This is a genomic window from Streptomyces sp. KL2 (assembly GCF_046529545.1).
In the GTDB taxonomy this organism is placed as follows: domain Bacteria; phylum Actinomycetota; class Actinomycetes; order Streptomycetales; family Streptomycetaceae; genus Streptomyces; species Streptomyces radiopugnans.
This window is the reverse complement of the sequence record NZ_CP127170.1, coordinates 4301301-4321406: the sequence shown is the minus strand read 5'-3', so window position 1 is coordinate 4321406 and position 20106 is coordinate 4301301. Positions and strand designations below refer to the sequence as shown.

The window sequence follows — 20106 nt, the reverse complement described above, 5'->3', positions numbered from 1 at the left end:
CGGGGGAGGGGCTCCGCGGCCTCCCGGGACGCGGCGAAAGACGGTGCGGGACGGCGCAACGGCACCGGTCCGCACCGCCGGGCGGCGGTGCGGACCGGTGTGACGTGCCGGAGCCGGTGGTGGTTCCCGGGTCTACCGGCCGGCCTGGAGCGCGCCCCAGGTGCCGCTGCCCGCGATGCCGTCCACGGCCAGACCCCGGCTGCTCTGGTAGTCGCGCACGGCGGTCTCGGTGTTCGGGCCGAAGGCGCCGTCGATGCCCACGGTGCGGCCGAGCGCGGCGGTCAGGGAGCGCTGCAGCCGCTCCACGTCCGCGCCCGAACTCCCCCGCTTGAGAACGGGTTTGGTACCGGCCGACAGCAGGGCGGTCCAGGTGCGGGAGCCCACGACGCCGTCGGCGGTCAGGGAGCGGCTGCTCTGGAAGGCCCGCACGGCGCTCTCGGTGCCGGGGCCGAAGACGCCGTCCACCGTGCCGGCGTCGAAGCCGCGCTGGTTGAGCAGGTGCTGGACGGCCTTCACCTGGGCGCCGGTCGAGCCGCTGCGCAGGGTGCTGTAGGAGGTGAAGTCCAGCTGGACGGGGGCGGTGGCGTCACCGTCGCGGACCAGCTGCATGTAGTAGGTCCAGTTCCAGTTGGGGCCGGGGTCGGTGTGGTCGTTGCCCGGCACCTCGACGTGGCCCACGATGTGCGACCGGTCCTTGGGGATGCCGTAGCGGTCGCACAGGTGCCGGGTCAGCGCGGCCGAGGAGCGGTACATGGCATCGGTGAACCAGGAGGGGTTGTCGACGTAGCCCTCGTGCTCCAGGCCGATGGAGTACGGGTTGCCGGACTTGGCGTGCCAGGCGGTGTCGCGGTCGCGGACCGTCTGCGTGACCTCGCCGTCCGAGGAGCGGATCACGTAGTGGGCGCTGACGTTGGAGCTGGGGTTCTGGAACCAGCTGATCGAGCCGGCGTAGGAGCCCTGGGTGACGTGGACGACCACGTGGGTGATCGCCGACGAGCGGCCGGGGGTGTAGTTGCTGGAGTGGGCCGCAACCCACCGCGCGGGCGGGTAGTCGGTGCTCAGCGTGCCGGCCTCGGCGGACGCGGGGGCGCCCGGCGGGGGGACCTTCGCGTAGCGGCCGCGCTCCGGCTCGGTCTCCCGCGGCCCCACGGTGACCCGCTCGCCGGCCGGGGTCAGGGCGCTGAAGCCGTCCTCCAGGAAGTCGTAGACGGTGTCGGCGTACAGCCGGGCCGTACGGTCGTCGTCCGCGCCGCCGTAGCGGGCCACCGCCGGGTACCAGGCGTCCGCGTCGCGGCGGTCGGCGGCGTCCAGGCCCAGCTCGTCGGCGTAGGAGCGCAGGACGGCGGCGCCGCCGAGGATGTTGGCGGCGGTGTCCTTCCTGAGGTCGGCGGCCGGCTCGCCGGTCAGCTCGGCGGCCTTCTCCAGGGTGCGGCGTTCGGGGTTGCTGACCAGGTGCATCACGCCGTAGCCGCCCGCGTGGCTGGGTTCGCCGCCGTGGCCGTCGAGGTGGGTCTCCCCGTAGCCCACCGCGACCAGCAGGTCGCGCGGGACCTGGAACTCGTCGGCCGCCCGCTCGAACGCCCGGTTCATCGGGGCGCGCGGCGCCGGGTCGGCGGGGGCGGCTCCCGCGGGCTGGCCCGTGGCGACCAGCGCCGCGACGGCCAGGCCGCCGAGCACGGATGTGCCCGCCCGTCTCCAGGCGGTGAAACGTCGGAGCATTCTTCCTCCCGGTCAGCATGTGCGTGGGGGGTGAGCATTCACTGCTCGCTCACGCCGGTGGTCGGAAGGAATTCCTACCCTGAAAGACATGTACACGTCAAGTAATTCCCGGATTTACCCGATGGCTCCGTCCACCATCGGACAGGAATTCCGCGCAGGGCTCCGGAAAACCCCGGAAAGGGCTCCCGGTCAGCCAGACAGCCCGTACCGCCTGGGCGGACGGCCCCCGGCGCGACCGTCCCCGCGCCGGGGTATTCGCGCCCCCGCAGAGGGTGGCGGATCCGCGCTACGCGCGTCAACGAAATGCACGGGAAACGATGGGAGTTCTTTGGTGTGAACCACTGGAAATGACTGCGGAACGGACGGGGGAAACCTGCCGGAACTCCCCCGTCGCGCACCGCGGGCCGGGCCGCCGGTGTGATCCCGCTCCCACCTGCGGCCCGGCCGGAACCACGCCCGTTAGAGTGAGCCGCAGAACGTCCTGTGCCCGATCGGGGGAAGCCGGTGCGAATCCGGCGCTGACCCGCAACCGTGAGCAGGCGGACACACCCACCCGTCCGCCGTACAGCCGGAGCACCCGCCCGGGCACGAGAGGCTCCCGGGGCCGTCCCCGCCGCGCGGTGGAGCGCGGTCCCGGCACCGGCACCGTCGAGGAATGCGGAGCCGAGCCCGGTGTGCCCCGTGCGGTGAGCACGGCCGGCCGGCCGTGCACGGCTGCGCCACGAGAAAGGCACCCGCCCATGTCCCTGCGCCGCACCGCCGCGGCCCTGGCCGCCTCCACCGTGCTCTGCGCGGTCGCGGCCCCCGCCGCCGTCGCCGACGAGTCGCCGTCCGCGCAGGCCCCGGCGCAACGGGACCTCCCGTCAGGGCTGTACGGGAAGGACGACCCGCAGTACGACGGCGTGTGGCGCCAGTCGACGGCCCTGCTGGCCCAGGACGCGGTCGGGGTGAAGCCCGCGTCCAAGGCCGTGGAGTGGCTGACCGGCCAGCAGTGCGAGGACGGCTCCTTCGCCTCCTACCGTCCCGACCCCACCGAGGCGTGCACCGCCGAGACGGTGGCCGACGTCAACGCCACGGCCGCCGCCGTCCAGGCGCTGGCCGCCCTCGGCGGCCACGGCGAGCGGGTGGAGCGGGCCGTGGAGTGGCTGCGGCTGGTCCAGAACGACGACGGCGGCTGGGGCTTCAACCCCGGCAGCCCCAGCGACGCCAACTCCGTCTCCGTCGTGATCGGCGCCCTGGACGCCGCGGGCGAGGACCCGGCGAAGACGCTCTCGGCGAAGGGGGAGAAGTCCCCCTACGACTCCCTCCTGGGCTTCCAGCTCGGCTGCGACGCCGGGAAGGACGAGCGCGGCGCCTTCGCCTACCAGCCCGACGAGAAGGGCCGTCTCGCCGCGAACGACGACGCCACGGCCGCCGCCGTACTGGCCGCCCGGGGCGAGGGACTGGCCACCGGGCCGGGTGGCGAGGAGGGCGGCAGGAGCGGCGGCGAGGACCGCGGCGCCGCGAGGGCCCTGGAGTGCGGGAAGGACGGCGGGGGCGACGGCGGGCGCACCCCGGCCGAGGCCGCCGAGGCCGGCGCCGCCTATCTGACGCGGGTGCTGGAGGCGGGCGGCGGGCATCTGAAGTCCGCCATGCCCGGCGCCGAGGAGCAGCCCGACTACGGCAACACCGCCGACGCCGTGATCGCCCTGGCCGCGGGCGGTCACCGCGACGCCGCCGCGAAGTCCCTGAACTGGCTGGAGAAGAACCTCGGCTCCTGGGACAAGGCCACCGGCAGCCCGGCCGCGCTGGGCCAGCTCGTCCTGGCCGCCCGCGCCGCGGGCGGCGACCCGGCCGACTTCGGCGGGGTGAACCTGGTCGAGCGGCTGAACGCCACCGGCCCGGCCCCGGTGTCCGTCCCCTCCGGCGCCGACGGGGGCGAGGACGGCGGGAACGACGGCGGCCGGAACGCCGCGGAGGAGGGCGACGGCGGCGGCTCGCCGGTGATGTGGTCCCTCATCGGCGCGGGCCTGGCCGCCGGCGCGGTCGTCGGCTTCCTGCTCAGCAACCGCAGGAGGCGGGCGCAGTGACCGCGCCGCGGGCCGTGCTCGCCGGCGTGTTCACCGCCGTGCTCGCCACCGTGTTCACCGCCGTTCCGGCCGCGGTGGGCGCGGCCCCCGCGCACGCCGCCGGCTACCGCTACTGGTCCTTCTGGGAACGCGACGGCGACCGGTGGACGTACGCCACGCAGGGTCCGGGCACACTGCGGCCCGAGGACGGCGATGTGCTGGGCTTCCGGTTCGCCGTGAGCGAGGACTCCGCCGAGGCCGACAAGCCCCGCGGGACCGGCGACTTCGAGGAGATCTGCGGTGGCGCCGAGGCCGGGGAGGGCGGCAAGCGGATCGCGCTGAGCATCGACTTCGGCACCCGGGCCGACGCGCCGGAGGGCGAGAGGCCGCCCCGGAGCCGCACCGAGTGCGCGCGCGTACCCGAGGACGGGACCGCCGCCGACGCGCTGGCCGCCGTGCTGAAGCCGCTGCGGTACAACTCCGACTCGCTGCTGTGCGCCATCGCCGGCTATCCGCGCACCGGCTGCGGTGAGCAGGTCTCCGGCCCGGCGGCGGAGACGGCGGACGCCCCCGGGGACGCCACCGCCCCCGGGGACACCGCCGCCTCCGGGGACGGCGGCCCCTCCGCCGGGCTGGCCGGGGGCGGCGCGGTCGTCGCCGTACTCGCCGCCGCGGCCGTCTGGCAGGCCCGCCGGCGCCGGTCATGACCCTCCGTCAGCCCCTGTCGGCCCTGCGCGCCCCGCGTGCGACGCGCTCCAACGCGCTGCACGCGGGCGCGTGGTGGCTTTGGGCGCTGGGGCTGGCCACGGCCGCCTCCCGCACCACCAACCCGCTGCTGCTGGCGCTGATCGTCGCCGTCACGGCGTACGTCGTCGCGGCCCGCCGCACCGACGCGCCCTGGGCGCGCGGCTACGGCGCCTTCCTGAAGATAGCCCTGGCGGTGCTGGTGATCCGGCTGTTCTTCGCCGTCTTCCTCGGCTCCCCGATCCCCGGCACGACCGTGCTGTTCACCCTCCCCGAGGTGCCACTGCCCGACTGGGCGCAGGGCGTGCGCATCGGCGGCCGGGTCACGGCCGAGGGGCTGGTGTTCGCGCTGCGCGACGGGCTGAAGCTGGCCACCATGCTGGTGTGCGTCGGCGCGGCCAACGCCCTGGCCAGCCCCGCCCGGCTGCTGAAGTCCCTGCCCGCCGCGCTGTACGAGGCGGGGATGGCCGTGGTCGTGGCGATGACGTTCGCCCCCCATCTGATCGCCGACGTCCGCCGGCTGCGGGCCGCCCGCCGGCTGCGCGGCCGCGACGACAAGGGCATCCGTGCGGTGCTGCGGATCGGGCTGCCGGTCCTGGAGGGCGCGCTGGAGCGCTCGGTGGCGCTGGCCGCCTCGATGGACGCGCGCGGCTACGGCCGCACCGCGCGGGTGCCGCCCGCCGTGCGCCGCACCACCGCCGCCCTCACCCTGGGCGGGCTGCTGGGCGTGTGCGCCGGGACGTACGGGCTGCTGGCCGCCCAGGGCGCGGCTCTGGGGCTGCCGGTGCTGCTGCTCGGGCTGGCCGCCGCGCTCGGCGGGCTGTGGCTGGGCGGGCGCCGCGCGGTGCGCAGCCGCTACCGGCCCGACCGCTGGGGGCGCGCGCCTGGCTGGTGTCGGCGTCCGGCGCGGCGGTCGGCGCGGCCGTGGTCTGGGCCGCCGCCCGCCTGCCGGATGCCCTCGCCCCGCCCCCGGTGCCGCTGACCGCGCCCGAGCTGCCGCTGTGGCCCGCCGCGGCCGTACTGGCCGGGCTGCTCCCGGCCCTCGTCGCCCCCGTGCCCGCCCCCCGAACCGAAACCGACGCCGGGTCCCTCTCCCGCACCGGGCAGACCCCGCCGGCGAAGGAGACGACCCGCGCATGATCCGCTTCGACCAGGTCTCCGTCACCTACGGGGACGACGCCGCCCCCGCCGTGCACGGGGTGGACCTCACCGTGCCCGAGGGCGAGCTGGTGCTCGTCGTCGGCCCGTCCGGCGTGGGCAAGTCCACGCTGCTGGGCGCCGTCTCCGGGCTGGTGCCGCACTTCACCGGCGGCACCCTGCACGGCCGCGTGACCGTGGACGGCCGCGACACCCGCGAGAACCGGCCGCGCGAACTGGCCGACGTCGTCGGCACCGTGGGCCAGGACCCGCTGGCCCACTTCGTCACCGACACCGTCGAGGATGAGCTCGCCTACGGCATGGAGTGCCTGGGCCTGCCGCCGGACACCATGCGCCGCCGCGTCGAGGAGACCCTGGACCTGCTGGGCCTGGCCGATCTGCGCGACCGCCCCCTGGCCACCCTCTCCGGCGGGCAGATGCAGCGCGTGGCCATCGGCTCGGTGCTGACCACCCACCCCAAGGTGCTGGTGCTGGACGAGCCGACCTCCGCGCTCGATCCGGCCGCCGCCGAGGAGGTGCTGGCCGTCCTCCAGCGGCTGGTGCACGACCTGGGCACCACCGTGCTGATGGCCGAGCACCGCCTGGAGCGCGTGGTGCAGTACGCGGACCAGGTGCTGCTGCTGCCCGCGCCCGGCGCCGCGCCGGTGCTGGGCGAGCCGGCCGAGGTGATGGCGCTCTCGCCGGTCCGTCCGCCCGTCGTCGCCCTGGGGAGGCTGGCCGGCTGGTCCCCGCTGCCGCTGTCGGTGCGGGACGCGCGCCGCAGGGCGGCCGGGCTGCGGGAGCGGCTGGACGCTCTGGAACCGCCGGAGACGCCCGCCGGCCGCGGCGGGCCGGACGGATCCGGCCGCGGCGAACCGCTGGCCGAGGTCTCCTCCCTGTCCGTACGCCGCGGCCGGATCACCGCCCTGGAGAAGGTCGACCTGACGGTGCGGCCGGGCGAGACGATCGCGCTGATGGGCCGCAACGGCGCGGGCAAGTCCACCCTGCTGAACACCCTGGTCGGCATGTACGAGCCCGCGCGCGGCACGGTGCGCCTGGGCGGCGCGTCCGGTGCCGTGCCGCACCGCACCCGGCCCTCCGAACTGCTGCGCCACGTCGGCCTGGTGCCGCAGGACCCGCGCGACCTCCTGTACGCCGACACCGTCGCCGCCGAGTGCGCCGGCGCGGACCGCGACGCGGGCGCCGAGCCCGGCACCTGCCGCGCCCTGGTCTCCGCCCTGCTGCCGGACGTCCACGACGGCACCCACCCGCGCGATCTGTCGGAGGGCCAGCGCCTGGCCCTGGCACTCGCCGTCGTCCTCACCGCGGCCCCTCCCCTGCTGCTCCTGGACGAGCCGACGCGCGGCCTGGACTACGCGGCCAAGGAGCGGCTGACCGGCGTGCTGCGCGCGCTGGCGGAGGACGGCCACGCCATCGTCCTGGCCACCCACGACGTGGAACTCGCCGCCGAACTCGCCCGCCGGGTGGTGATCCTGGCCGACGGCGAGGTCGTCGCGGACGGCCCGAGCGCCGAGGTCGTCACCTCATCCCCCGCCTTCGCGCCGCAGACCGCGAAGATCCTCGCCCCCCGGCGCTGGCTCACGGTCGGCCAGGTGCGGGCGGCGCTGGAGGAGGCGGGGGCGGGCGTATGACCGGCACTTCGGACACCCCGGGCGCCCCGGACGCCCCCGGGCCCTCCGGCACCGAGCGGGCCGGACGCCGGGCGCGGACCGACCGCGCCGAACGCGCCGGACGCACCGACCGCCAGGTGCGCGCCGTACGGATCGGGCCGCGCTCCGCGGCGGCCCTGGGCATCGTCTCGGCCGTCGGCGTGGCCGCCTTCGGCTGGCCGCTGCTGGCCGACTCCGCCTCCGGGCTGGCCCACTCGGGGGACGCGCCCTGGCTGTTCGCGGCGCTGCTGCCGCTGCTGCTGGCCGTGGCGGTGGCGGCCGTCGCCGACACCGGGCTGGACGCCAAGGCCGTCGCGATGCTCGGCGTGCTGGCCGCCGCGGGCGCCGCGCTGCGCCCGCTGGGGGCGGGGACGGCGGGCCTGGAGCCGATGTTCTTCCTGATGGTGCTCTCCGGCCGGGTGCTGGGGCCGGGTTTCGGTTTCGTCCTGGGCGCGGTGTCGATGTTCGCCTCGGCGCTGCTGACCGGAGGGGTCGGGCCGTGGCTGCCGTTCCAGATGCTGTCGATGGGCTGGGTGGCGATGGGCGCGGGCCTGCTGCCCGGCCCCCACAGTCTGCGCGGACGCCGGGAGCTGGCGCTGCTCGCCGCGTACGGGGCCGTCGCCTCGGTGCTGTACGGCGTGGTGATGAACCTCCAGGGCTGGCCGTTCATCAGCGGGCTGGCCAGCGGGATCTCCCATGTCCCGGGGGACCCGCTGGAGGTGAAGCTGGCCAAGTTCACCGCCTACGTCCTGGCCACCTCCCTCGGCTGGGACCTGCCCCGTGCCCTGCTGACCGTGGTGCTGACCCTCACCGTGGGCGGCACGGTGCTGCGGGCGCTGCGCCGCGCCACACGGCGGGCGGCGTTCGGCGCCCCGGCGGCGTTCACCGGGGCCCCGTTTGCACGCAGCGAGGGCGGCAACGCGGAGAGTTGACAGCCCGAGCAAGGGGACACTCGTGGAAGGCGAGCCATGTCCACAGGTTTGATCATCACACTGATCGTGGCGGCGGTCGTCGTCCTCGCGATCGTCCTGTTCCTCGTCAGGCGCGGCGGCGGACCGCACTCCGTGAAGCGGCGGTTCGGCCCCGAGTACGAGCGGACCGTCGCCCAGCACAACGGCGATGCCAAGGCCGCCGAACGGGAGCTGCGGGAGCGGCTCCAGCGCCACGGCGAGCTGCGGACGAAGCCGCTGACCGCGCAGGAGCGCCAGGAGTACGAGGCCCAGTGGGCCGCCGTGCAGGAGCGGTTCGTGGACGCGCCGGTGGAGGCGGTCGCCTCCGCCGACCGGCTGCTGAGCCGGCTGGCCGAGGCGCGCGGCTTCCCCGGTGACGGGTACGACGAGCAGGTCTCCGCGCTCTCCGTCCACCACCCCCGGCGCGTCCAGGGCTACCGCGAGGTGCACGCCGTGGCCGTGCTGGCCCGCGAGGGCCAGGCCGACACCGAGCGGCTGCGCGAGGCCCTGGTGCACGCCCGAGCCCTGTACGAGGACCTGATGGAGCGGTCCGCGCACGACTCGCACGGCGGCGGGCCGCGGCACGAGCACGACCGCGACCGCACGCACGCCGGCGGCACCGGGTCGCGGGGCCACGGCCGCCTCTCCGAGCGGCTGCACCTCCCCGGGGCGCTGCGCCGCCACGACACCTCCGGAGGCAGGGCATGAGCACGAACGGACACATCCCCCGGGAACGCCGGGCCCCGCTGGCCGACCGCGCCGGCCGGCCCGAGTGGACGGACGACGCGCCCCCGGTCGACCGGACGGAGCCGGTGGCACCGGTGGCACCGGCCACTGCGGCCGGGTCCGCCGACCGGGCGGGCGGGCACGGCGCCTCCGCCTCCTCCCCGCACGGGCCGCTCGGGAAGAGCACCGGGACGGCCGGCGGGACGGCGGGACCGGGTACCGGAACGGAAGCGGGAGCGGAAGCGGCGGCACCGGCGCACGGGGACCCGCGCGCAGAGGCGCACGGACACCGCCCGGAGGGCGGGAACGGCGGCGCGGGCCTGCTGACCCCCGAGGAGCGCGAGCGTTTCGGCAGGCGGCTGCACGACGCGGTGACGGGCTTCGTCGACGGGCCGCGGCGCTCGGTCGAGGAGGCGGACGCCGTGTTCGAGGAGATCTCCCGCCGTATCACCGATCTGCTCACCGAACGCCGGCGCGAGCTGCGCGAGCCCTGGCACGGCGAGGACTCCGCGGAGCGCACGGAGGATCTGCGCAGGGCGCTGCGGGAGTACCGTGACGCCGCCGACCGGCTCATGCGGCTCTGACCCGCAGGCCGTGACGCGACCGCCGGATCGCGGCTGCCGCACCCGGCGCTCTCGGCGGCCCGGCCCTCATCGGGGCCGGGCCGCCGCCGTATGTCCGTACGCCGCCCGCGCCGGCGCGTACGCGAACGGGCGCAGGGACGGCCGTCCGCCCGGGACATCCGCCGCACGGCACCACAAGCCGGAACGAACGCCGTGCCGCCGCGCCTCCGGACCGGGGCGGAAGGCACGATGGGGGCATGAGCATCGTGAAGATCAACGCCCTGACCGTCCCCTCCGAGCAGCGGGAGGAACTCGAGCGGCGGTTCGCCTCCCGGGCGGGGGCGGTGGAGTCCTCCGACGGTTTCGAGTGGTTCGAGCTGCTCCGCCCCCTGGAGGGGACCGACCGGTACCTCGTCTACACCCGCTGGCGCGACGAGGCCGCGTTCCAGGCGTGGATGTCGGGTCCGATGAAGTCGGCGCACCAGGGCGGCGGCAGCGGCGGCGGAGGCCGTCCGGGCGGCGGCGCGGGCCGGGGCCCGGCGGCGTCCGACTCCACCGTCTGGACCTTCGAGGTCGTCCAGCAGGCGGCCCCGAAGCCCGCCGCGGACACCGCTGGAACGGAGGGCTGAGCAACCGGACCCCGGTACCGGCCCCGGGCGCCTCGCCCGGGGCCGGTCGGCAGCGCGCCGCGCGGGCCCCGCGGGCCCCGGCGGACGGAGGTGACCGGCGGGCACAAAGGGGGCGGAGGGCATCCAGTAACCTCTGTGGCACTTTCCGAGGGAGGGGAGCTCGCAGTGGCGGATACGCCCATCTGCCCCATATGCCACAGACCCGCGGACGATTCCGGCCGGGCGAGCTGCCGGTGCGCCGAGGTCGAGGTGCTGCCGCGGCCGGTGGCACAGCCGGACCGGGGACCGGACCCTGCCGACCTGGCGATGTTCACCGAGGGGGCCCGGCACGCGGACGGCGACACGGCGCCCCTGCCGCTGGTGACCGGTGGCCGGGCCGCCCCGCGCCGCCGCATCGGGCGCGGCCTGGCGCTGGCCGTGGGCGGGACCGCGGTGGCCGTGGTGGGTTCGGGCGTACTGGTGGCGGGGCTGTTCACGCGCGGGGACGACACCTTCGGCGAGGCCCGGTTCGGCGACCGCGGCGGCGCCCCGACCGCGGTGGTGCCCACCGACGGCAAGGGCGAGGAGTCCGCCGGCGCCGACGACTCCGCGTCCCCCTCGGCCTCTCCGTCGGCCACGGCCTCGCCCTCCCCCTCCCCCTCCGCCTCCGCCTCCGCGAGTCCGTCGCAGAGCCGTACGCCGCCCTCCTCCCCCGCCCCCTCCCGTACCGCCGAGGCGCCCACGAGCACCGCCCCCGCGCCGCCCCCCGCCCCCACCACTCCGGGCGGGGACGACCGGGACGGCGGCTGGGACGGCGACGGCGACGGCCGGCCGCGCACACTGCGCGAGGGCGACTCGGGGCCGGAGGTCGCCGAACTGCAGTACCGGCTGGCCTCGGTGGGCACCTACGACGCCCGGGAGCACGGCCTGGACGGCGTGTACGACGGCGAGGTCACCGACGGGGTGTCCACGTTCCAGACCTGGTACGGAGTGCGGGGGGACCCGGAGGGCGTCTACGGGCCGCACACCCGGCGGGCCCTGGAGAGGGCCACGCAGAGAAGCTGACGCCGGGCGGGGTGGCGTAAACGCGGAATGCTTTGTATCGTGAAGGAACAAAGTGGCTCCGCCCGTTCCCCGTGCCTGACCACGGGGGCCCCTGACCCGGCGGGCGGGCCACTTGTCCCGCCTTCCCAGCAGTTGGAGCCACCCGCCATGCCCTCGGACACCCCGGACTCCTCCCCGAAAGCCCAGGACGTCCGGGACGCCCGGCGCCCGGCGGGCACGGCCGCCGCACCGCTGGCGGCCCGCGCACTGCTGCTGGACATGGACGGCACCCTGGTCGACTCCGACGCCGCCGTCGAGCGGGTCTGGCGCGACTGGGCCGCGGGCCACGGCCTGGACGGGGACGAGGTCATGAAGGTGGTGCACGGCCGGCAGGGCTACGCCACGATGGCCGAGCTGCTGCCCGACCGCCCGATGGAGGTCAACCACGCCGAGAACCGGCGCCTGCTGGAGCGGGAGACCGCCGACACCGAGGGCGTCGTGCCGGTGCCGGGCGCCGCCGCCTTCCTCGCGGCGATCGAGGACCTCCCCCACGCGCTGGTGACCTCTGCCAGCGTCCCCCTGGCCACCGCCCGGATGAACGCGGCGGGCCTGCGGATGCCGCCGGTGCGGATCACCGCGGAGTCGGTCGGCGCCAGCAAGCCGCATCCGGAGGGTTTCCTGAAGGCCGCGGCCGAACTGGGCTTCGCACCGGAGGACTGCGTGGTCTTCGAGGACTCCGAGGCCGGTGTCACGGCGGGCCGCGCGGCCGGCATGCGGGTGGTCGGCGTCGGACCCCGGGCGGCGGCCTTCGGGCCGACGGCCCATGTGCCGACGCTGGAGGGGGTGCGCGTCGAGCCCCTGCCCGGCGGCGGACTGCGCCTGCACCTGGCGCCCGGGCCCCGCTGAGCCCGCGCCGCCTCCCCTCCCCCGAACACACGCCCCCCGCCTGGAACCTTCCTCCCCGCCGGTTCCGGGTGGGGGGCGTGATCACTCACGGTGCCCCGGCCGCCCGGCCGGGGCACCGCCGGCTGCGGGCCGGCGGGCCCGCGGCCCGTCGGCCGGTCAGCCGGTCAGCCGGTGAACGCCTCGTAGAAGCTGAGGGCTGCCAGCACCAGCATCACGCACGCCGCGATCCGGGAGATCAGGCGCAGGGGCACCCGGCGCATCAGCGCGCGCCCGCCCAGGATGCCGATGGCCGCGACCGACCACAGGGCGATCACCGCGCCGAGGGCGACCGAGAGCGGGTTGTCGTATCGGGCGGCGAGGTTGGCCGTCATGATCTGGGTGAGGTCGCCGAACTCGGCGACCAGGATCAGCATGAAGCCGCTGCCGGCCACCTTCCAGAAGGACTGGTCGGAGGGCCTGCGGATCTCCTCGTCCCCGTCGTCCTTCTTCAGCAGCAGCATCAGCGCGCCCGCCAGGAACAGCGCGCCGGTGATCCCCTGCACCAGCTGCTGCGGCAGCAGGGTCAGCACACTGCCCGCGGCCACGGCCAGCGCCACGTGCAGCGCGAAGGCGGCCGCGACGCCGGCGAAGACGTAAGAGGCCCGGTAGCGGGTGCCGAGCACCAGTCCGGCGAGCGCCGTCTTGTCGGGCAGTTCGGCGAGGAAGACGACGCCGAAGGTCACTGCGGCGGCGGTGATGCTGAACATGCGAGAGGGACCCCTCATCGGTCGGGCCGCCCTGCCGAGGGGCCCGCGGGGGCGAGCACGCTTCGGCACGGCAGCGTCGTGGGCGGCTTGTGTGAAGCCGTGGACACTGCGGCCGAAGGTCTCGCTGGCACGGTGCGCGGGCACCGGCTCCGGGCGCCGGGCCGGCCGTACGGGTACGGCGCGGCCAGTATGTCGACGGTCCGGCGAAGAGCTACTCCCCTTCAGACGCCGACCAGCCTACGTGATGCCGCGCGCCTCCCCGCGCCCGCCGCCGCGGTACGGGCCGCCCGCGCGCGGTGGCCCCGGCCGGGGGCCACCGCCCGTGACCAGCGCGGACGCCGGCACGGCGCCCGCGCCCGCCCGGCAGTGCGCCGCACCGGCGGTGTGACCGGCGCCACGGCCTCGGCCGTCCCGCCCCGCACCGCCCTCGGGCGGGCTCCGGCCGGCGGCGCGACCGGTCCGGCGGGTGACGGGCGGCGGAACCGTACAGAAGGAGCCGGTCGGCCGGACGCCCGGCGGCAGCGGGCGGCCTCTCGGGCCCGCAGGGCCGGGCCCCGCCGGGCGAAGGGCGAAGGGCGGCGGGTGAAGGGCGGCGGAGGGACGGCCCGGCCACCGGGCCCGGACGGAGGCCGGACCGGGCCGCGGCGGCGCGGTGCCGGGCGGCACGGCGGCTCCGGCGCTCCGCGCCGGCTCCGCACGCGGGCCGGGTGCGTCGAGCGCGTCGATCAGTCCGGGCAGCGGTCTTGATCTGACGTGCTCATGTCGCCATTCTGTCATCTGGCGCCCGCTGGGAGGAAACCTTTCGGCGCCACCCTGACGGCGTTCTTCCACTCAACTTCCCCCCATCTTCAGGGAGTTCGTATGCACGGCATGCGCCTGCCCGCTTCGCGGCGCGGCTTCTACGCGCGTCGATCCACCACCCTCGGCGCACTCCTCGCCCTCTGCGCCGGTCTGCTGTTCCTGAGCGCCCCCACCGCCCAGGCCGCGCCCCCCACCCCGCCGAGCGCGTCCACCGCCCGCTCCTACCTCGCCTCCCTGACGGTGCGCGCCGAGGGCTCGTCGGACGGCTACAGCCGCGACAAGTTCCCGCACTGGATCACCCAGAGCGGCACCTGCAACACCCGCGAGGTCGTCCTCAAGCGCGACGGCACCAACGTGGTGCAGGACAGCAGCTGCGCGGCCACCAGCGGCCGCTGGTACTCGCCCTACGACGGCGCCACCTGGTACGCCGCCTCCGACGTGGACATCGACCACGTCGTGCCGCTGGCCGAGGCCTGGCGCTCGGGCGCGAGCTCCTGGACCACCTCCAAGCGGCAGTCGTTCGCCAACGACCTGTCCATCGCCCAGCTCATCGCCGTGACCGACAACGTCAACCAGGCCAAGGGCGACAAGGACCCCGCGGAGTGGATGCCGCCGCTCTCCTCCTACCACTGCACCTACGCCCGGATGTGGGTCTGGGTGAAGCACAGCTACGGCCTGTCCGTGGACTCCGCCGAGAAGAGCAGGCTCAGCGGTGTGCTGAGCGGCTGCTGACCGGGCGCACGCCCCCAGCGCGCGGAAACTCCCGGCCCTCCCCCGTCGTTCCCCTAGGGTCGAACCTGCCGGAACCGACGGAGGGAGGGCCGGCCGCATGACCGCACTGCGCCTGGGTCCGCTGCTGCGGTACGCCGACACCGACTCGGCGACCGTCTGGGTCGAGACCGACCGCCCCTGCGAGGCCGAGGTGCGCTGCGGCGGCGGGGCGGACGACGGAACGGACGACGGCCGGGTGGAGGTCCGCGCCGCCGCCCGCACCTGGCAGGTCGCCGGCCACCACTACGCTCTGGTGCCCCTCACCGGACTGCGCCCCGGCACCGAGACCCCCTACCGCGTCCTGCTGGACGGCGAGCAGGTCTGGCCGCCGCCCGGCTCCCCCTTCCCGCCCAGCACCATCCGCACCCTCCCCCCGGAGGGCGCCGCCGGGGGCGGCGGTGAGGCGGAGGACGGCGGGGTTCCCGGGGAAACCCGCCCGCTGCGCGTCGTCTTCGGCTCCTGCCGCTGGGCCGCGCGCCCCTCCGCCTCCGCGCACGGCGCGATCGGCCCCGATGCCCTCGACGCCCTGGCCCGCGACGTCCTGGCCGGCGCCGTGGAGCGCCCCGACGTCCTGCTCCTGCTGGGCGACCAGGTGTACGCGGACGAGACCTCCGAGGTGATCCGCCGCAGGATCGCCGCCCGCCGCAGCCTGCGGGAAGCGCCCTGGGGCCAGGTGGCGGACTACGAGGAGTACACCTGGCTGTACGAGGAGTCCTGGCTCGATCCCCGGGTGCGGTGGCTGCTGTCCACCGTCCCCAGCTGCATGATCTTCGACGACCACGACCTGATCGACGACTGGAACACCAGCGAGGCCTGGCAGCGGGAGATCCGCGCCGCCCCCTGGTGGCGCGAGCGCGTCCTGGGCGGGCTCACCTCGTACTGGGTCCACCAGCACCTGGGCAACCTCTCCCCCGCCGAGCTGGCCGGCGACGAGTTGTACGCGGCCGTGCGGGGTGCGGACGGCGACGCGGCCGGCCTGCTGCGCGCCTTCGCCCAGCGGGCCGACTCCGACCCGGCCGCCGCCCGCTGGAGTTACCGCCGCGACCTGGGCCGCACCCGGCTGCTGATGGTGGACACCCGGGCCGCCCGCGTCCTGCCCGAGCCGGAGCGGGCCATGCTCGACGAGAGCGAGACGCGGTGGCTGCGCGAGCAGGTCGCGGACGGGCGCGGCACCTACGACCACCTCCTCGTCGGCTCCTCCCTGCCCTGGCTGCTGCCGCCGGCCGTGCACGACGCGGAGGCCTGGAGCGCCGCGCTGTGCCGCGGGGAGCGGGGGCCGCGCTGGGCACGGCTGGGCGAGAGGATCCGGCAGGCCGCCGACCTGGAGCACTGGGCGGCCTTCCCCGGGTCCTTCGGCGAACTGGCCGGGCTGCTGGCGGAGGCGGGCCGGGGCGAAGAGGCCCCGGCCACGGTGCTGGTGCTCTCCGGCGACGTGCACCACGCGTACACCGCCGAGCCCCGCTTCGCACCGCCGGTGCGGTCCCGGGTGGCGCAGCTGACCTGCTCGCCGATGCACAACGGCGTCCCGGCCGTGCTGCGCTGGGGGTTCCGCTTCGGCTGGAGCCGTACCGGGCGGCTGTTGGGCCGGATCCTGGCCCGGCACGGGCGGACGGGCCGGCCGCCGGTGGAGTGGCGCCGGACGGGCGGGCCGTGGTTCGGCAACCAGCTGATGACGCTCACCCTGAGCGGGCGCCGCGCCCGGTTGCGGCTGGACCGGGCGCGGCCCCGCGGCCGGGAGGGCGGCGGGGACGGCGGAGCCGCCCTGGAGAAGGTCCTCGACCGGGGGCTCGACCGCGAGTTCGGCGGGGATCCCGGCCGGACGCCGCTGCCGGAACCGCCCGGCGCCGCCGCCCCTACCTCCCGGGCTCCGGATCGAGCCCCAGGGTGACGCAGGCCAGCCGCCTGCCCGCGTCACCGGTGCGCCCGGGCTCGTGCCGCGTGCGGTGCTCGTGGATCACCACGGACCGAGCCTCGCCGGCGCGGAAGCGCCACATGTGGCTGGACAGCGCCCTGCCCTCGCCGTGCTCGTCCGTCGTGAAGTCCAGCCAGACCTCGTTCTCGGGGTTGACGTGGCGGGGTCCGGCGGACGAGCCCCGCGGCACGGGGACGTTCCGGTAGTGCGGGCCGGAGTCCCCGGGCCGGGGACCGCACGGCTCGGTGTGGACGTGCGCCCCGTAACCGCGGTTCTCCGGCAGTCCGCGCGCCTCCAGCGCGACCGTCATGCCCCGGCGGCTGTCGTGCCGGGCCACCGAGACCCGGGCTCCGACGGGGACGAGGGCCCGGTCGTACGTCACCGCGGCCGGCACGGTGGACTTCCCGGGCGGGGCGAACTCGGCGTTGGCCCACACCACCCGGTGCCTGCCCCCGATACCGAAACCGCCGATGCCGATGTCGGCGGCCGACTCGACGGCGCCGAGGACCTCGGCCGCCTCGGCGGGTTCGGCCGCTCCCGCGCCGCCCGCCGGTCCCGCGGCGGTCAGCAGCGCAGCCGCAGCGGCCGTCGCGACCGCCGCGGCAGCCGTCCTGCCCGCCGCTCCGCCCGCGGTCCTGTTCGCGGTCCTGTTCCCGGTCCCGTTCGCCGTGCTGTTCGCCGGTTTCCTGCCCCTGAGCATGTCGGCCCCTCCTGCTCGGTTCGTCGTGCCGTTTCCTTACGGCCGCCCATGCTCCGCCGACTCCGGCGCGACCGCGGGGAGATGACGTGCCGCAACACCCCAGCTGATCCTCACGGGTGACGCGGGCGTACGCTGATCGGCGGTGGGCCGCCCTGCGGCAGTGACCGCACCGGGGGGTGAACGTGCAGGAAACGTTTGGGGAGTTGATCTACGCTCCCTGGATCTACGTGCTCATAGCGCTGTCGGTGCTGCTCGACGTCTTCCTCCCCTTCCTGCCCAGCGGCGTCATCGTGATCGCGGCCGCGGCCACCGCCGCGGGCGCGACGGCCGCGGGCACGGCGGCCGACGCGGCCGCGATCGCCGCACCGGCTCCGAACGCCCCGCTTCCGACGGTGTGCGCGCTGGTGCTGTGCGCGGCCGCGGCGTCGGTCCTGGGCGACCTGGCGGTGTACCGGCTGGCCCGGCGCGGCAGTGACCGCTTCGCCCGGGCCGTCGCCCGCTCACGGCAGCTGTCCGGAGCCCGGGAGCGGCTCGGCCACGCACTGGCGCGCGGCGGAGGCCCCCTGGTCGTCCTCGCCCGGTTCGCCCCGGGCGGGCGCTCGGTGATGAGCCTGGTCGCGGGCGTGGAGCAGCGGCGCACCAGGGAGTTCCTGCCGTGGTCGGCCCTGGCGGGTCTGGCCTGGGCCGGGTACGGCGTCGGCGCCGGCTATGTGGGCGGGCAGTGGCTCGGGGCGACGTGGCTGGGGACGGCGGTCTCGGTGCTGGCCCTCTTCGGCGCGGGCGCCCTGGCGACCTTCCTGGTGCGGCGCGGGCCGGTGCCGGCGGCACCGGCTTCCTGACGCGCCCGTCCGTTCCGGGCGGCCGCCCGGAACGGATATGACGGCCCGTCGCCCGCCTGCCCGGCCCGCCCGCACGCACCGCGCACACCGCATGCGCACCGCCCCGGCCGGCTCCCGCCGCGGGCGCGTGGCGTCCGCGGCGGGAGCCGGCCCGCGACGGGCGCGGAAGGCCGTCGGCCGTCAGTCGTCGGCCGTCAGGGCTTGCGGGCGACGGCCGCGTAGAGGGACACCTCGGCGTCGGAGACGTCCGCGAGCGGCTGGTCCGGCTCCGGCCTCCAGCGGTGCGGCACGGTCAGACCGGGCTCGACGAACTCCAGCCCGTCGAAGAACCGCAGGATCTCCTCGCGCGTCCGGGCCTTGGCCGAGGCCGCGGAGCCGGACATGGAGAGGCTGTTCAGGCGCTCCCAGGTCTCGGGGTCGAGGTCGGGGGTGCAGTGGGTGAGGGTGAGGTAGCTGCCCGACGGGATCGCGTCCACCAGCCGCGCGACGATCTCGTGCGGCCTGCTCTCGTCGCTGATGTAGTGGAGCAGCGCGTTGAGGGAGAGCCCGACCGGCCGGCTCAGGTCCAAGTTCTCGTGGAGCTCTGGGTGGTTCAGGATCGAGTCGGGGTCGGTCGCGTCCGCGTGCAGGTACGCGGTGCGTCCCTCGGGGGTGCTGCGCAGCAGCGCCTGCGCGTAGCGCAGCACGATGGGGTCGTTGTCGGCGTAGACGACCCGGGCCTCGGGCGCGATGGCCTGGACGACCTGGTGGAGGTTGGGCTCGGTGGGTATGCCGGTGCCGACGTCGAGGAACTGCCGGATGCCCGCCTCGCGCACCAGCCACCGGGAAGCCCGGTGCATGAAGGCGCGGTTGACGCGGGCTCCGGTGCGCACCCCCGGCCAGAAGGAGATGACCGCCTCGGCGCCCTGGATGTCGGCCTCGTAGTTGGTCTTCCCTCCGAGGAAGTAGTCGTACATACGCGCCGAGTGCGGTCTGCTGGTGTCGATGTCGTCGGCGGAGAAGCCCTGGGCGGTCATCTGTTCTCCCGTGGGGGGTGGTCGTGGTCGGTGGTGGTGCGGTTCAGGCGAGCAGGAAGTCGGCTTCCCCGAGCTTGGCGCCGCGGATGAAGGACTCGATCTCCTGGTAGGTGTAGATCAATGCGGGGCCGTCGGGGTCGCTGGACTGCCGCAGGGCCACCCGTCCGTCGCCGAGCTTCATCGCTTCAACGCAGTTGCCGCCGTTGGTGCCGCTCCACGGCTTGTGCCAGCCCTCGGTCCCGAGCTCCTTGGCCGGCATCCCGTTGTAAATGTGACCCATCGGTCAGAACTCCTTGCGAATGTCACCGAGGAGCTCCTCGGTGTGTCGTACTGATACGGCCTGCGCGCCCATGCGGTCCAGGACCTCCAGGTAGGCGGCCGTGTCGGGGCGTTCGTCCAGATAGACGGCCCCTGTGAGGCTCTCGGTGTAGACGATGTCCGGCAGTTCCGGTATGTCGAAGCGGAAAAGCTGGAAGGGCCCGAACATGCCCGGGTGCGGGCCCGCCTCGAACGTCAGGACCTGGAGGGTGACGTTCGGCAGTCCGGCCGCCTCCAGGAGCCGGTCGATCTGCGCCCGCATGACCTCCCGCCCGCCGACGGGCCTGTGCAGGACCGTTTCGTCCATCACGACCCACAGGCGCGGGGCGCCGGATCCGGTGAGGAGCCGCTGCCGGCCCATGCGCAGCGCGACCCGGCGCTCGAGCTCGTCCTCGGGCGCGTTGGGGAAGCCGGTGCGCAGCAGGGCGCGGGCGTAGTCCTCGGTCTGGAGCAGGCCGGGGACGCAGTGGGGCTCGTAGCCGCGGATGACGGAGGCGGAACCCTCCAGGCTGACGTACAGGCCGAACCAGTCGGGCAGTACGTCACGGAAACGGTGCCACCATCCCGGTTTGCGCGACTCCTCCACCAGCGCCAGGAAGGAGTCGATCTCCTGCCGTCCGACGCCGTACGTCTCCAGCAGCTTCTCCACGAACAGCGGTTTCAGGCCGACTTCGGCCTTCTCCATCCGTCGCACCGTCGCGGCGTTGACGCTGAGCGCGGCAGCGGCCTCCTCGAAGGAGCACCCGGCCCTTTCCCGCAGGTCGCGGAGTCGCAGACCGAGCACGATCCGCCCGACGGTCGCCACGTTCCCTCCCTCGAAACCCCTGGTCGGACAGAGAGTCTGACACACCGTCTATGACGCATGCAGCCTGCCTCGAATATTCTGCA

18 protein-coding genes, 1 pseudogene and 1 riboswitch are annotated in these 20106 nt (G+C 75.6%); of the genes and pseudogenes, 13 read left to right on the top strand and 6 right to left on the bottom strand.

The window, feature by feature from the left end:
• Positions 1-132: 132 nt before the first annotated feature.
• Positions 133-1719 (bottom strand): peptidoglycan-binding protein, encoded by a 1587-nt coding sequence (locus QPK52_RS19420; protein WP_410538741.1) that lies wholly within the window; start codon positions 1717-1719, stop codon positions 133-135.
• 494 nt (positions 1720-2213) lie between these two features.
• Positions 2214-2298, top strand: a riboswitch (cobalamin riboswitch).
• Between the two features lie 161 nt (positions 2299-2459).
• On the opposite strand from QPK52_RS19420, the gene QPK52_RS19415 reads away from it, so the two are divergent.
• From QPK52_RS19415 to QPK52_RS19370, 10 genes and pseudogenes are all read left to right on the top strand, one after another.
• Positions 2460-3788: a prenyltransferase/squalene oxidase repeat-containing protein gene (locus tag QPK52_RS19415; RefSeq protein WP_410538740.1), complete on the top strand. Its 1329-nt coding sequence runs from the start codon at positions 2460-2462 to the stop codon at positions 3786-3788.
• Entirely contained in the window at positions 3785-4474 is a 690-nt protein-coding gene (locus QPK52_RS19410; protein ID WP_410538739.1) for an SCO2322 family protein, read from the top strand. Before QPK52_RS19415 ends, QPK52_RS19410 begins: the two co-directional genes overlap by 4 nt.
• Positions 4471-5651, top strand: a pseudogene (locus QPK52_RS19405) (CbiQ family ECF transporter T component). Before QPK52_RS19410 ends, QPK52_RS19405 begins: the two are co-directional and overlap by 4 nt.
• A complete protein-coding gene (locus tag QPK52_RS19400) occupies positions 5648-7300 on the top strand; it encodes an ABC transporter ATP-binding protein (protein ID WP_410538738.1) in 1653 nt (550 codons plus the stop codon). Before QPK52_RS19405 ends, QPK52_RS19400 begins: the two are co-directional and overlap by 4 nt.
• On the top strand, positions 7297-8250 hold the full coding sequence (locus QPK52_RS19395) for an ECF transporter S component (RefSeq protein ID WP_410538737.1): 954 nt from the start codon (positions 7297-7299) through the stop codon (positions 8248-8250). The genes QPK52_RS19400 and QPK52_RS19395 overlap by 4 nt, the downstream gene beginning before the upstream one ends.
• A gap of 36 nt (positions 8251-8286) precedes the next feature.
• Complete coding sequence (locus QPK52_RS19390; RefSeq protein ID WP_410538736.1) at positions 8287-8976, top strand: hypothetical protein; 690 nt, start codon at positions 8287-8289, stop codon at positions 8974-8976.
• Positions 8973-9578, top strand: a complete 606-nt coding sequence (locus QPK52_RS19385; RefSeq protein ID WP_410538735.1) for a hypothetical protein — start codon at positions 8973-8975, stop codon at positions 9576-9578. The genes QPK52_RS19390 and QPK52_RS19385 overlap by 4 nt, the downstream gene beginning before the upstream one ends.
• Positions 9579-9814: 236 nt before the next feature.
• Positions 9815-10186 (top strand): antibiotic biosynthesis monooxygenase family protein, encoded by a 372-nt coding sequence (locus tag QPK52_RS19380; protein WP_410538734.1) that lies wholly within the window; start codon positions 9815-9817, stop codon positions 10184-10186.
• Between the two features lie 264 nt (positions 10187-10450).
• Positions 10451-11230 (top strand): peptidoglycan-binding protein, encoded by a 780-nt coding sequence (locus tag QPK52_RS19375; protein WP_410538733.1) that lies wholly within the window; start codon positions 10451-10453, stop codon positions 11228-11230.
• 147 nt (positions 11231-11377) lie between these two features.
• Positions 11378-12115 (top strand): HAD-IA family hydrolase, encoded by a 738-nt coding sequence (locus tag QPK52_RS19370; RefSeq protein WP_410538732.1) that lies wholly within the window; start codon positions 11378-11380, stop codon positions 12113-12115.
• Positions 12116-12279: 164 nt separating this feature from the next.
• On the opposite strand, the gene QPK52_RS19365 is transcribed toward QPK52_RS19370, so the two are convergent.
• Positions 12280-12861, bottom strand: a complete 582-nt coding sequence (locus tag QPK52_RS19365; protein WP_410538731.1) for a TMEM165/GDT1 family protein — start codon at positions 12859-12861, stop codon at positions 12280-12282.
• Positions 12862-13731: 870 nt separating this feature from the next.
• On the opposite strand from QPK52_RS19365, the gene QPK52_RS19360 reads away from it, so the two are divergent.
• The gene (locus QPK52_RS19360; RefSeq protein ID WP_410540396.1) at positions 13732-14394 is read left to right on the top strand and encodes an HNH endonuclease family protein; all 663 of its coding nucleotides are present in this window, start codon (positions 13732-13734) and stop codon (positions 14392-14394) included.
• 97 nt (positions 14395-14491) lie between these two features.
• Positions 14492-16321 (top strand): alkaline phosphatase D family protein, encoded by a 1830-nt coding sequence (locus tag QPK52_RS19355; RefSeq protein WP_410538730.1) that lies wholly within the window; start codon positions 14492-14494, stop codon positions 16319-16321.
• On the opposite strand, the gene QPK52_RS19350 is transcribed toward QPK52_RS19355, so the two are convergent.
• Complete coding sequence (locus QPK52_RS19350; RefSeq protein ID WP_410538729.1) at positions 16287-17045, bottom strand: superoxide dismutase family protein; 759 nt, start codon at positions 17043-17045, stop codon at positions 16287-16289. The two genes, QPK52_RS19355 and QPK52_RS19350, sit on opposite strands and share 35 nt — an antisense overlap.
• 182 nt (positions 17046-17227) lie before the next feature.
• Between QPK52_RS19350 and QPK52_RS19345 the strand changes: the two genes are divergently transcribed.
• Complete coding sequence (locus QPK52_RS19345) at positions 17228-17884, top strand: DedA family protein (protein ID WP_410538728.1); 657 nt, start codon at positions 17228-17230, stop codon at positions 17882-17884.
• Positions 17885-18078: 194 nt separating this feature from the next.
• Here QPK52_RS19345 and QPK52_RS19340 read toward each other — a convergent pair whose 3' ends face one another.
• The 3 genes from QPK52_RS19340 to QPK52_RS19330 are packed head-to-tail and all read right to left on the bottom strand — an operon-like array spanning position 18079 to position 20023.
• Positions 18079-18900 (bottom strand): SAM-dependent methyltransferase, encoded by an 822-nt coding sequence (locus QPK52_RS19340; protein ID WP_410538727.1) that lies wholly within the window; start codon positions 18898-18900, stop codon positions 18079-18081.
• 43 nt (positions 18901-18943) lie between these two features.
• The gene (locus QPK52_RS19335) at positions 18944-19180 is read right to left on the bottom strand and encodes a DUF397 domain-containing protein (RefSeq protein WP_093654814.1); all 237 of its coding nucleotides are present in this window, start codon (positions 19178-19180) and stop codon (positions 18944-18946) included.
• Between the two features lie 3 nt (positions 19181-19183).
• A complete protein-coding gene (locus QPK52_RS19330) occupies positions 19184-20023 on the bottom strand; it encodes a helix-turn-helix domain-containing protein (RefSeq protein ID WP_410538726.1) in 840 nt (279 codons plus the stop codon).
• Positions 20024-20106: the final 83 nt, after the last annotated feature.